The 13,232-nt window shown below is 36.0% G+C and carries 15 protein-coding genes; 11 read left to right on the top strand and 4 right to left on the bottom strand.

What is annotated here, in order from left to right:
- The first annotated feature begins 25 nt into the window (after positions 1-25).
- The 5 genes from yajC (at position 26) to CYJ57_RS02245 (ending at position 5,285) form a co-directional block, all read left to right on the top strand.
- A complete protein-coding gene (gene yajC, locus CYJ57_RS02265; RefSeq protein WP_006701378.1) occupies positions 26-370 on the top strand; it encodes a preprotein translocase subunit YajC in 345 nt (114 codons plus the stop codon).
- A 100-nt stretch (positions 371-470) separates the two neighbouring features.
- A complete protein-coding gene (gene dinB, locus CYJ57_RS02260) occupies positions 471-1,580 on the top strand; it encodes a DNA polymerase IV (protein ID WP_101953912.1) in 1,110 nt (369 codons plus the stop codon).
- 70 nt (positions 1,581-1,650) lie between these two features.
- Positions 1,651-2,973, top strand: coding sequence for a DRTGG domain-containing protein (locus CYJ57_RS02255; protein WP_101953911.1), 1,323 nt, complete (start codon positions 1,651-1,653; stop codon positions 2,971-2,973).
- Positions 2,974-2,983: 10 nt separating this feature from the next.
- On the top strand, positions 2,984-3,964 hold the full coding sequence (locus CYJ57_RS02250) for a DHH family phosphoesterase (protein WP_244896569.1): 981 nt from the start codon (positions 2,984-2,986) through the stop codon (positions 3,962-3,964).
- Position 3,965: 1 nt separating this feature from the next.
- A complete protein-coding gene (locus CYJ57_RS02245) occupies positions 3,966-5,285 on the top strand; it encodes a DEAD/DEAH box helicase (RefSeq protein WP_101953910.1) in 1,320 nt (439 codons plus the stop codon).
- An 86-nt stretch (positions 5,286-5,371) separates the two neighbouring features.
- Here the strand turns inward: CYJ57_RS02245 and CYJ57_RS02240 are convergent, their stop codons facing one another.
- A complete protein-coding gene (locus CYJ57_RS02240; protein ID WP_101953909.1) occupies positions 5,372-6,361 on the bottom strand; it encodes a DUF1189 family protein in 990 nt (329 codons plus the stop codon).
- Positions 6,362-6,543: 182 nt separating this feature from the next.
- Here CYJ57_RS02240 and CYJ57_RS02235 point away from each other — a divergent pair, with 182 nt between their 5' ends.
- On the top strand, positions 6,544-8,670 hold the full coding sequence (locus tag CYJ57_RS02235; protein WP_101953908.1) for a peptidoglycan D,D-transpeptidase FtsI family protein: 2,127 nt from the start codon (positions 6,544-6,546) through the stop codon (positions 8,668-8,670).
- 74 nt (positions 8,671-8,744) lie between these two features.
- Here CYJ57_RS02235 and CYJ57_RS02230 read toward each other — a convergent pair whose 3' ends face one another.
- Together CYJ57_RS02230 and CYJ57_RS02225 are read right to left on the bottom strand one after the other, a co-directional pair.
- Entirely contained in the window at positions 8,745-9,311 is a 567-nt protein-coding gene (locus CYJ57_RS02230; protein WP_006701370.1) for an endolytic transglycosylase MltG, read from the bottom strand.
- Between the two features lie 14 nt (positions 9,312-9,325).
- Positions 9,326-9,766, bottom strand: a complete 441-nt coding sequence (locus tag CYJ57_RS02225) for a hypothetical protein (RefSeq protein ID WP_006701369.1) — start codon at positions 9,764-9,766, stop codon at positions 9,326-9,328.
- Between the two features lie 192 nt (positions 9,767-9,958).
- Between CYJ57_RS02225 and rpmG the strand changes: the two genes are divergently transcribed.
- From rpmG to CYJ57_RS02200, 5 genes are all read left to right on the top strand, one after another.
- Positions 9,959-10,111 (top strand): 50S ribosomal protein L33, encoded by a 153-nt coding sequence (gene rpmG, locus CYJ57_RS02220; protein WP_101953907.1) that lies wholly within the window; start codon positions 9,959-9,961, stop codon positions 10,109-10,111.
- Between the two features lie 88 nt (positions 10,112-10,199).
- A complete protein-coding gene (locus CYJ57_RS02215; RefSeq protein WP_101953906.1) occupies positions 10,200-10,754 on the top strand; it encodes a 5-formyltetrahydrofolate cyclo-ligase in 555 nt (184 codons plus the stop codon).
- The gene (locus tag CYJ57_RS02210; RefSeq protein WP_101953905.1) at positions 10,747-11,433 is read left to right on the top strand and encodes a rhomboid family intramembrane serine protease; all 687 of its coding nucleotides are present in this window, start codon (positions 10,747-10,749) and stop codon (positions 11,431-11,433) included. The genes CYJ57_RS02215 and CYJ57_RS02210 overlap by 8 nt, the downstream gene beginning before the upstream one ends.
- A 10-nt stretch (positions 11,434-11,443) precedes the next feature.
- The gene (locus CYJ57_RS02205; protein WP_101953904.1) at positions 11,444-12,415 is read left to right on the top strand and encodes an ROK family glucokinase; all 972 of its coding nucleotides are present in this window, start codon (positions 11,444-11,446) and stop codon (positions 12,413-12,415) included.
- Positions 12,416-12,430: 15 nt separating this feature from the next.
- Positions 12,431-12,826, top strand: coding sequence for a rhodanese-like domain-containing protein (locus tag CYJ57_RS02200; protein ID WP_101953903.1), 396 nt, complete (start codon positions 12,431-12,433; stop codon positions 12,824-12,826).
- A 66-nt stretch (positions 12,827-12,892) separates the two neighbouring features.
- Here CYJ57_RS02200 and CYJ57_RS02195 read toward each other — a convergent pair whose 3' ends face one another.
- A complete protein-coding gene (locus CYJ57_RS02195; RefSeq protein ID WP_006701362.1) occupies positions 12,893-13,036 on the bottom strand; it encodes a DUF4044 domain-containing protein in 144 nt (47 codons plus the stop codon).
- Positions 13,037-13,232 lie beyond the last annotated feature (196 nt).

The following is a 13,232-nucleotide window of genomic DNA, read 5'->3' as shown; positions in this document are numbered from 1 at the left end:
AATATATAGTGAAGGAGGAGTATAAATGGAATTACTTCAAGCTTTTTTACCATTTATTGTTTTGATGGGGATTATGTATTTCTTAATGATACGACCACAGAAAAAACAACAAGAAACAAAGCTGAACATGCTTAACAATTTAAAGCCAGGTGATCATATTATCACAATCAGTGGACTTCACGGTGTAGTCGATGAAGTAAATCATACTAAAGGCATTGCTGTGATTGACTGTGAGGGTGTGTACTTAACATTCAACCTTCCTGCGATTGCACAAGTTGTTGAGCCAGTTGAGCCCGTCGTAGATGGTATTGTTGTTGAAGAAGTTGATGTTGTTGAAGATGTCGAGGGTGTTGAAGACACTCAAGAATAATCTAAAAGATTTTTCACATAATCCAAGTAAAGTATTACCTAATTTGGGATAGTTTACTTGGGTTTTATTTATGAAATAAAATGAGTAGAGGAGGATATTGATGCGATATGGTATTTTGACTTTTCAAGAACCTAAACCTGACATATCGCATAAAATATTGCATGTCGATATGGATGCATTTTATGCCAGTATTGAAATTCGAGATAATCCTGCCTTGAAAAATCGACCCGTGGTGATTGCGCGTCATCCTCAACTAACTCAAGGTCGGGGCATTGTAACCACCTGCAACTATATTGCTAGACAATATGGGATTCATTCAGCGATGAGTGCTAAAGAAGCCTATGATCGATGTCGCCATGCCGTATTCATCCCTCCGAATATAGATTATTATCGACAAATATCGCAGTCGATTCATCATATATTTAGACAATATACAGATTTAATTGAACCTGTTTCATTAGATGAAGCCTACCTAGATGTGACAGATAACAAAAAGAAGATTAATAGCGGAACCATTATTGCGCAACAAATCCAATCTCAAATTGAAGAAGAGTTACATCTTACTTGTTCGGTGGGTGTCTCATATAATAAATATATTGCTAAAATTGCCTCTGATTTCAAAAAACCACATGGTATTACAGTGGTAGAACCCACTGATGCAGCCGAATTTTTGAAACAATTAGATATCAAAAAATTTCCCGGTGTCGGAAGAAAAACCTATCCACAATTTATTGAATTGGGAATCGAGTCAGGTGCCGATCTGTATGAAAAAGACCTAGAATTTTTAATTCAGCATTTTGGGAAATTGGGCTATACTTTATATTATAAGGTTAGAGGTGTATCAAACTTTGAAGTTAAACCTAGAAACCATCGAAAATCATATGGTCGTGAACGGACCTTTGCGCCATTTTTAGTGACACCGGCTGCAGTAAACGATCAATTAGAACGTCTAGCGCAATTACTTGACCGTAATGGAAGAATTAAAGAGCTTCGAGCTTATACCGTCACTTTAAAAGTACGCTATGAAAATTTTGATACACTGACCCGTCAAACACAATTGTTCCAGCCCGTTACCACACCCGAAGAAGTTGTGCAGGTGGTAAGCAAATTATGGCAAGAGCATGGTGATGCTACTCGATCGGTCAGATTATTGGGTATTACTTTATCTAACTTTGATGATCCACTTTATAGCCCGATGCGTCTTTTTTAATAAACATCATCCGAAAGCATCACGAGACTGAAAAATAGACCGTATAAATATAAAAGAAAGGTGCATCCAGATGTCAACTAAGCATGAATTAGTGATACAACATATTAAATCTTTGCCGATTGGACAAAAAATCTCTGTTCGTGGAATTTCAAAAAAATTAAGTGTGAGTGAAGGGACATCTTATCGAGCGATAAAAGAAGCAGAGCAAATTGGGCTTGTTTCAACAATTGATCGAGTGGGTACGATAAGAATTGAACAAAATAATCAAAAATCAAATCCAACTTATTTAACTTATCGTCAAATCGTACCTATTATTGAAGGAGAAATTTTAGGAGGAGAGACGGGGGTAGATCGTCATTTAAATCGTTTTATTATTGGTGCGATGACCTTGGATCAAATTGAAAAATATTATTTGCCCAATACGCTTTTAATAGTTGGTAACCGCTCAAATGTTCAAAAACAAGCGTTGGAACATAATGTCGCTGTTTTGATTACGGGGGGGTTTAAGCCAAATGATTCGATGATTGCACTAGCAAATCAAAAAGAGTTGCCAATTATCACGTCCCCATTCGATACGTTTACGGTTGCTTCACGCATCAATCGTATGATGACGAATCAAGAAATTGAAAAGGAAATCATGACGATTAAGGATGTTTATATACCCATTGACAAGGCAAATTCTTTAGTCGGTTCTGATTCAGTTCGAACTTTTAATCAATTAACAAAATCTACCGGTGTTTCTCGGTTTCCAGTACATTACAACAAACGTTTAGTAGGCATTGTCACTGCAAAGGATGTCATCGGAAAGCAAGAGGAGACACTTATCGAGCGTGTTATGACACGAGAAGTCGTAACGGTTCGAGATTATATGACGATTGCCAACGTATCGCATTTGATGGTCCGTGAAGACATTGAAATGCTCCCAGTTGTGGCCGATAACCTTGAATTAATTGGGGTAATTTCACGACAAGATGTAATGCGCGCCATGCATTCAATTGAAAATCAACCACAATATTCTAATACTTATGAAGATGAAGTCATTACACATTTGAATCATTTAATGGTAACGGATAATGAGAATCCTTATGACTTCTCGATTACAGTTCAACCTCAGATGCTAAATACATACGGAACCTTATCTAATGGTGTTTTATGCGAATTACTATCTTATATTACGAATCAAAAAATTAATTATGTAACAGGCTATAGTAGTATTATTGAAAAGATTCACCTCAACTCATTTAATTTAATTCAACTTTATAATGAGATTCATTTTAAAGTTGATATATTCCATCAAAATCGCCGTAATGCGCATGCTCAAATTGATATTTTTTATGAAAATTCATTGTGCGCTAAAGCAATTATTACAGCACAAATTATTGAAAGTATGTAAGGAGATTAGCATGTATATTTTAAAACAAGATATAGAAAACTTGATGAGCTACATCCATCAATATGATCGAATTATCATTCACCGCCATCTTAATCCAGACCCTGACGCAATTGGATCTCAACTTGGATTAAAGGAATTGATCCAATATAATTTTCCTCACAAGGAAGTTTATGCGGTGGGCAATACCGCGGAGACATTACAGTGGATGGGCGAAATGGATCGGATTCATCAAAATGATTATTCTGGGAGTTTAGTAATTATTACTGATACAGCAAACCGTCCTCGTATTGATGATGATCGCTATATACATGGAGATTGTTTAATTAAAATCGACCACCATCCATTAGTGGATGAATACGGTGATTTATCGCTAGTCTATCCTCAAGCGAGCTCGACGTGCGAATTAATTACCCAAATGATTCAACAAAATCCATCGATGTTTCGTATGAATCACGCGGCTGCCTCACTGCTTTATGCAGGAATTGTGGGAGATACAGGCCGATTCATGTTTGATAATACGACGGAGTCTACCTTTGAATCTGCATCATTTTTAATGCAATATGAAGTCGATTTGTTTAAAATACATACTACCTTCAACACATTGTCTTTTCCGATGTTAAAATTCCAAAGTTATTTGCTCGATCAACTGAATGTAAGTGAACCAGGAATTGCCTGGATGAAGATTACGCAAGAAGTGCTACAAAAATTTGATATCACTGAAGAAGAAACCAATGCATTTGTTAATTTACCGAGTGTTTTAGCAGAAGTTTACGCATGGGTGATGTTGGTGGAACAGAAGGATGGCACTTGGCGCATGCGAATCCGTTCAAAAGGACCAGTGATTAATCAGCTGGCCGCAAAGTATGACGGTGGGGGACACCCTAAAGCAAGCGGTGCAAATGCTGCTAACGAAGACGTTATCAATCAATTTATAGAAGATTTAAAAGAACAAGTTCAATATTATTTAAATACATTTGAAAGGAGTGAATAAAATGGATAATCTATTGTTAGAATTACCAAAGGATATTCAAGCTGCTTTAAAAGTTTTGAATTTTAAAGAATTAACACCGGTCCAAACTCAAGTTTTGCCTTTAGCATTGCAAGGCGAAAATTTAATGGTCCAATCTCACACAGGCACTGGTAAAACTCACGCTTTCTTGCTTCCGATTTTTCAAAAAATTGATCGAGAAAAAGATGAAGTTCAAGTCGTCATTACAGCACCGAGCCGTGAACTGGCAGATCAAATCTATCAAGCGGCAAATCAGCTTAATAATTATTTAGAAGAACCGGTTTCAATCGTTTGCTATGTGGGGGGAACAGATAAACAGCGCCAAATAGAACGACTATCGCCGAAAAACCAACCACAAATGGTTATTGGAACTCCAGGACGAATTTTTGATTTAATGTTTGAGAATGCACTACATGTGCAAACAACCTGTATTTTTGTTGTGGATGAAGCGGATATGACATTGGATTTAGGATTTTTACCGATTGTTGATGAAATTGCTTCGCGAATGCCACAAGACTTGCAAATGATGGTCTTTTCTGCAACAATTCCACAAGAAATTCAAGTTTTCTTAAATAAATATATGCCTGCAATGAAGGTTATTCGCTTAAATTCTGGAGAAGTCATTTCTTCAAATATTACGAATTACTTAATTAATGTGCGGGGTAGGGATAAATTAGCATTACTCCATGAATTGTTAACAATTGGTCAACCTTACTTAGTCCTCATCTTTGCGAATACAATTGAATATGTTGATGAAATTCATCGTTACTTAATGCAACAAGGAATGAAAGTTGCAAAGATACATGGGGACATCTCTTCGCGTGAGCGTAAGCGTGTGATGCGTCAAATAAGAAATATGGATTATCAATTTGTTGTTGCAACAGATTTGGCAGCAAGAGGAATTGATATTCCAGGAACATCTATGATTATAAATATGGAGATTCCAACAGATTTGAATTTCTTTGTTCATCGAATTGGCCGGACGGGACGTCATAATTTATCGGGTGAAGCTTATACATTGATTGCTCCTGACGATATGGACGACATTGATTCACTTCGATCAAGAGGTATCCCATTTGAATGGATTGATATTGTACAGGGGGATTTCAAAGCTATCGATTCGAAACCAGGACCCGTTAACACGACAGTCAGTCCACAATATCGCGATGATAAAGAAATTAACCGAATTATCAATCAGACACGTAAAAAGAAAGTCAAACCGGGTTATAAGCGGAAAATGAAAGAGCAAATTAAATCGAGACAACAACATTTACGTCGACAAAAGAATAATAAGAAACGTTAAAAAAAGACTCAAACTGTATTTAGTTCAAGCACTCGCTTCATAATAAGAGAAGTCAGTACCTAAACTATGCAGTTTGAGTCTTCTATTTATTTATCTCTATCTTTGTCCGAGGGATTATCTTCATTTTTAGGATATAGATCCACAACATCAGTAGAACGTTTTTGATCGGTTTTTTTGTTTTGTTGATTTGAATTTTCGCGTTGATTGAGTTCATCCATCTGACGTTTAATTTCATCTTGGACCGAATCGATGTCAATATCTAGTGTTTTCATGATAAATTGAATGTATTGTGTGTGATTTCTTAAACAGATAAAGAAAATCACCAAGCATAACGTTGACAAAATAAGAAAAGATGAGGATATTAGTGGGAAAATCCAAGATACCGCTTCTAATAATAAAACTGGAGCATATGAAATAACCGTCATAATTTTTAAGCGATCGCGCCATAGAATCGGGCGAGTGAGACGAAAGTTAAATAATCCAGCAATTCCATTGATTAGAATCAAATCAAACCAATATCGAATAAAGAACATCATAAAGTAGCTGAAGACAATGGATAGGAACATACTAATTTGATTAGTTTGTGGATAATCTAATAATAACTTGAGTCGATGTGGATTCCCTACAAGATATTGTCCGTTAGGAATTGTAATAACTTGTTGATTTAATACGGCTGTAACATCATCTTGTAAGATAAAAAGTGATAAAAATTTAGTACTGTTCAATGTGGATGGACGTTCTTCATTCAACGTGCGCTGATTTAGTGAATCACGCTTTAAATCATCATCAATAATAAGTTTAAAGTAACTACCTTCGTAATAAAGTGGCTTGCTGTTTTCTTCAAGCTGTAACACATTATTTTGAATTTCATAGTTCGGTAGATACTCAATGGCTTCAGACATTTCAGTACTGATTTGTTGAATTAGAGGAGTTACTTTTAACATGGTAGAGATAGCTAAAATAAGTGTAACAAGTGCCATTCCAAGTTGCAGTATCCACCAATTAATATTGAGTGATTCAATATAATAGCGTGGGTTACGCACACCATGGCGAACAATATTAATTAAATTGCGCATTGACAAAACCTTCTTTCGAGAGATTGATAACAATTATTTCATAAAATCTTAATAAATATTCTGAATAGTTCTACTATACTATTTTTTGTTAATTAATCAAACATACGGCAATGATTGATTTATCAATTGTACTTTGATAAACTAGCAACAGCTTAATTTTTATAGTAAAGAGGGGTCAAGCATTGAATCAATCCATCTCTAAAAAACAGAATAAATCTCATATTCCAGGGCGACTCAATTTTTTATTTTTTGTCACCTTTCTTTGTTTTGCAGCACTGTTTGTTCGATTAGCATATATCCAACTCTATAGTGGTGAACGATTCTCAAATATGGTTCAACGAACAGAATCCACACTTTCTACCGGAACGGTGCCACGTGGAATGATTTATGATAGCTTTGGTAAAGTATTAGTCGGTAATCGACCAGAACAAGCAATACTTTATACGAGAAATAGCGACTCGGTGGTCTCCCCAAATGACTTAGTAGATATTGCAACCCAACTTGCCTCATTGATCGAGGTGCCAAATACTCATTTAACCGAGCGAGATTTAAAGGATTATTTTATTGTTAAAAATACAAAGACTGTCAATGATCGGTTATCTAAAGAAGAAAAACAACTAAAAGGAACAGATCTTTACCAAGCACAGTTAGATAAAGTTACCTCCGAAGACATTCAGTTTTCAAATGCTGAAGAAAAAATTGCTGCTTTATTCAGACAAATGAATGCAGCGTATGCTTTCTCCACTGTACCAGTTAAAAACCAAAATGTGACGCCGGAAGAGATTGCCCGTGTTTCCGAGCAGTTAGGAAATCTGCCAGGAATTAGTATCGGAACAGATTGGCAACGAATCTATCCACAAGAAGATATGTTAACGTCGATTTTAGGACAAGTTTCTTCTGAACGACGAGGTATTCCAAGTGAAGTGGCCGGAGAATACTTACTTAGAGGTTATGCAATGAATGACCGAGTCGGAATTAGTTATTTAGAACAACAATATGAAGATTCATTACGAGGAACAAAATCACTTTATAATTTTGTGACGGATTCTTCGGATAGTATTATTAAATCAGAACAGCTATTCGAAGGAACGAAGGGCGACAACATCGTGATGACTATTAATTCTGATTTTCAAAAGCGAATTGATGACATTCTAGAAAATGCTCTACGTGATATGCCGCAACAAGGGCTGAACGACCGAGCTTATGTTGTTGCAATGAATCCCAAAAATGGTGATATTCTAGGTATTTCAGGCAAGCGGTATGAATATGATGCCAATGCAGACAATTATAATAAAGATGAAATTATCGATGATACGCTGGGTGCAATTAATTCGAACTTTGGTATGGGATCGAGTGTCAAGCCAGCGATGGACCTGATTGGTTATATGGAAAATGTAATTTCAATCGACAATAATCAAATCATTGATGAACCAATAAAATTTCAAGGTTCCCAATGGAAGAGTTCGGTATTTAACCGGCCTGAACAGAATGAGAAAATTGAACTTGATGAAATTACCGCGCTACAAAAATCATCGAACATTTATATGATTAAATTGGCAATGCGTATCGGTGGTCAGTATACTTATGAAGAAGAAGGGCGCTTAAGCATTGTGCCTGAAACATTAGAAAAAATACGTCAATATTTTGCTTTATTTGGGCTAGGTGTCGAGACAGGAATTGATTTACCGAATGAATCTGCTGGTTTTCTTCCAGAAAGCGATCAACTCGTTAACGCAATAGACTTATCATACGGGCAGTTTGACTTATATACGCCACTACAAATGGCTCAGTATGTCTCAACGATTGCAAATGGTGGAATTCGATATGCACCTCGATTAGTTAAAGAAATTCGCGGAACAGATGCAGATGGTAATTTAGGTGATGTCAAATCAACCATCGAGCCTAAAGTGATGAATATTATCCCAGTCAGTCCAGAGCAAATGGCGCGAATCCACGAGGGGATGCGACAAGTTTCTCATGCTGATGAGGGTACAGCACGTTATTTATTCAAAAACTATCCGATTACAGTCGGGTCTAAAACGGGTACAACAGAAGCTTTCTATTCAGGTCCAATTCAATATGCACAAAATCAACCTGTAACGAATGCTACATTTATTGGTTTTGCACCTTATGATGACCCTGAAATTGCAATCAGTGTGGTAGTTCCATTTCTAGAAGAAGAGAACTGGGGACGGATTAGTACCCAGATTGCTCGAGAAGTAATGAATGCATATTTTGAATTAAAGGCAGAAACAAAACAATTGATAGAGGACTATATGAACTCACCAGCCTCTTCCACGGTTGATTAAACAAATAACCCCAGAAGTTTTTAGAATAAACTTCTGGGGTTTGTTTTCGTTTAAGGCTTTATAAAACGTTCTTTTTAGTTGTAATAATACGCGCCGCCTGTAATAATATTCGCAATCTCATCTAAGGACATATCTGGACTTAATTCGAATGTTCCGCTTTGCATTACAGATTCAAGTTGCCACTCTTCGATGAGTTGATATAATTCATCGGCTGAGTCAATAATTCCATTTGATTCAAGTTGTTGTGCAATTTCATCTGCCGTTTCACCAGGGTCGATCGTAAACGCATGAGTATTTTCATACTGTATATTCTCAGAGGCTTCTTCTTGAGTAGAAGTCGTCTGTGAGGTATTGTTTTCATTTTGTGTTGGCTGATTTTGTGCATTTTTATTTTTTTCTCGAAGTGCGACAATTTCAGCATTTAAGTCATTACGATTTTTTTCTAGTTTTTCAATTTCTTTTGTCAATTTATCGTTTTGTTGTTTTAATTGATTAAATTCTTCTTGATCGACCGAATTGAAAATAGATCCGACGGTATTTCCTGAAACAGGAACATGTCCTTGTAATAAAGCGAAGACCATGGTGATGATTGCAGCAGCTAAAAAGCCAGCGCCCATCATACGCAATGTTTGCTTCTTCATTAATTTCACCTTCTTTATTTATTCTCGATGTAATTATCAATGACCGATTGGACGAGTTGAGTGGATAGGTCAATTTGTTGACTAATTTCACTCATTGTATAACCTTGTGAATAAAGACGGATGATTTCTTCGTACGTATTATCATCAATATCATCAATTGTAATATGTTCGATCAATTCTTCATTGCCATGATTATCGGTAACTAAAACTGCCTCTTCTTGCCCAACAATTAACTCGTCTGGCTCAGTTTCTAAAGAGAAAGAAGGCGGGGTAATTCCTTGATGTTGCTCTAAATGAGCAATACGTTGTTTCAGTTGATACATCTCTTCTGATTGTTGTACCGTAAATTCACTTAATTCACGATCAATATCATTCGTATCTTGAGTAAAGAATGAAGCAATAAGTAGAATGATGGCAATCGCAAGTAATACAATAATTAAAATCCAAATTTCCATAGTAACACCTCTCTCATAAATTAATAGTACCTCAATTAAATATATTATCAAATGTCACGAAAGAATCAATTGTTTTTACTTTACAGTAAGGTGAAAATTCCAATAAATGATAAAAAAGTATTTATTTATTTGAAGACCTATGATACAATATTTCAGTACTTATGCTTAAGGCAGCAAAAAGGAGGTCCATAAATGCGAGTAAATATTAATTTAGAATGTACTGAATGTGGAGACCGCAATTATCTAACTTCAAAAAACCGTCGTAACAATCCAGATCGTTTAGAAGTTATGAAATATTGTCCACGTCGTCGTAAAGTAACGCTTCATAGAGAAGTTAAGAAATAATTTGTCAAACCGTTACTCTTGTAACGGTTTTTTGTTATACCTTTTTTTGCTATACTAGGGATATATATGATGAGAAAGGAAGAGCTGTATGGATAAAGCAGAACTAAGACAAAATACTTTAACACAACTAGCTAATCTCACAGGGAGTGAACGCGAAGCAGCAGAATTGAACTTAATGAACCAATTTGAAACATTAATTAAGCAACGAGGATACCGAAAAATTGGATTCTACTATGGTAAATTTCCGGAATTAACGACTACAAAATTCTTTGAAAAATTTCCAGAAATTGATTTTTACTTACCAAGAATTATGCCGAAACGTCAGCTGCGCTTTCACCTTTATAAAGTTGGCGATTCCCTCGAAGAAGAATGGGGAATTCCTCAACCAATTGAATCAGCTCCAGATTTAGATGTGAATGAGTTAGATTTATTAATTGTTCCAGGAGTAGCATTTGAGCCTGCAGGGTATCGCGTTGGGTTTGGTGGAGGTTATTATGATCGTGTATTAAAAGACCTGAATACACCTACGGTATCTTTGATATTCAAAGAACAATGGAATCAACAACGTGTTTGGGAATTAAATGAATTCGATCTACCAGTTCAACAAGTAATAATTGATCAACGGGAGACTATCAGTGAATAAACGAATCTCTAAGTACTTTAATGTACCGCTTGTAACCTATGGCTTAATCACTTTAAATATTGCCGTCTATGGCTGGATGTTGTACCATTACCGGACCACTGAGTCGATTGATGCGTTAATTCAAACTGGCGCAATGTACAGTCCACTCGTCTATCTTCAAAATGAGTGGTGGCGTTTTATAACGGCATCATTTATTCACATTGGGTTTGAACATTTTATTTTTAACATGATTACTCTTTATTTTCTAGGTAAAGATATTGAAGCGTTATTAGGACATTTTAACTTTAGCTGTATTTATTTATTCGCCTGTGTTGGCGGCAATTTATTTTCAAGTTTAGCAAATCTGAATGTTTCTGCAGGGGCAAGTACAGGTATCTTTGGTCTGTTTGCTTGCTATATTATTTTGAGTTATTTGAACCCTGATTCCTACACCTTAAAATCTCGCTCAATCACTTTTATGACTTTACTTATTTTACAATTTGTGACGGGATTATTCTCGGTAGGGATTGATACTTGGGGGCATTTAGGAGGGGCGGTATATGGTGCATTAATTACGCTGGTCATTGGACCTTCTTCAAAAGAATTCTTTAGCCAACGGCATCGAATATTTGCGGTGTTCGTGCTAATTATATTAACATGCGCTTTGTATTATTTCGGATATATGAATACTGTCAGATAAGGAGATCGTTATGTCGCAATTTGTTATTGGAATTGATTTAGGGGGAACCACTTCGAAAATGGCGGTCCTTACACCAGAGGGTGAGATTTTATCAAAGTGGTCAATTCCTACTGATATTGAACAACAAGGGCAAAATATTGTCCCAAATATTATTCAGTCAATTAAAGAGAAAATATATGAGTTAGATTTATCCGCCGAGGAGCTCATTGGAATAGGGATGGGTAGCCCGGGAGCAGTTAATCACAAAGCTCAAACTGTTATTGGAGCATATAACTTAAACTGGGAAACTGAACAAAATGTAGGTGAACAATTTAAGAATGCTTTCGATGCTCCATTTTGTATCGATAACGACGCAAATATTGCAGCTTTGGGAGAGCAGTGGATGGGAGCCGGAAAAGGACATCAAAACGTAGTAATGGTCACCTTAGGAACTGGCGTCGGAGGAGGTATTGTAGTTCAAGGAGATTTGCTACACGGTACTTACGGATCTGCTGGTGAAATTGGTCATATTATTGTGGATCCTGATACAGATATTCAATGTACTTGTGGCAATCACGGTTGTCTTGAAGCGCTTGCTTCTGCTACGGGAATCGTAAATCTCGCTAAAAAGTATATGGAAGAAACAGATATCGAGAGTCAATTAAAAGAAGCTGTTGAAGTGGGTCTACCTTTGGATGCTCGACTAATATTTGACTGTGCCCAATCTGGAGATACTTTAAGTCAACAAATTGTTGATCAATTTTGTCGTTATTTAGGGCTTGCATGTGGTCACCTAAGTTGTATACTCAATCCTTCGCGTATTATTCTCGGTGGTGGCGTTGCGCAATCGGGAGAAATGATGCGGGCAAAAGTAGAATCTTATATGCTGCAGTATACATTCCCAGCCATCCGTAACCACGCTAAATTGGTATTAGCGACTCTAGGAAATGATGCAGGGATATATGGAGCAGCAAGATTAGTTCATAATTATATCAATAACTAGGAGAGGTAGAGAAGGATGACATTATTAAATATATTATTAACATTTATTGGAATATTATTAATCGCTTATGCTATTTATTGGTTTGTTTTATGGGTAATGCGTCAACGCTCAGCAGAAATGATTGGTGAAGTTGAACTTTCAAAAATTATCCGCAAGGTTCAATTGATTGATGTAAGAGAGCATGCTGATTATAAAGCCAATCATATTTTAGGCGCACGGAATATTCCAAGCACTCAATTTAAAATGCGATTAAATGAGATACGCTCGGACCAACCTGTGGTTTTGTATGACTTCGGAATCAATAGTGCTTCTCGGTGTGCCAATCTTTTGCGTAAAGCAAATCATTCCGACGTATATATTCTTCAAGGTGGCATGGAAGGTTGGAATGGGAAAACAAAATCTGATTTATAATCGATAACATTTTAAAAATGAAAAGTACAAAAGGCTGCATGATGCAGCCTTTTTGTATGCGATAAATTATTTAAACATTGGAATTGCGTTCATTACGAGGCTAAATAACATCGTGCCTAGCATAATCGTTACCATTACAATCGCAATCAATCTAACAATATAATCCATTTTACTTAATTTTTTTCGTTTGTTTGATTTATTAAATTTCAACTAATAATCTCCTAACTTTTAATAAGGTTTATCATCTATGTAATAAATTAACATTTATTTTTGTAATTAACAAGATAATGAGTAAAATATGAATAAAATGAGAGTTTTAATAAGTCAAGTCCACAATCCTGTGTAAAATACTATACAATGTTTTACCGGTCACTCATTGATCAAACTTAATATATTTTCTTGTAGA

Origin of the sequence: Falseniella ignava (genome assembly GCF_002847645.1) — a bacterium.
GTDB classification, from domain to species: domain Bacteria; phylum Bacillota; class Bacilli; order Lactobacillales; family Aerococcaceae; genus Falseniella; species Falseniella ignava.
This window is presented reverse-complemented; position numbering and strand designations above follow the sequence as displayed.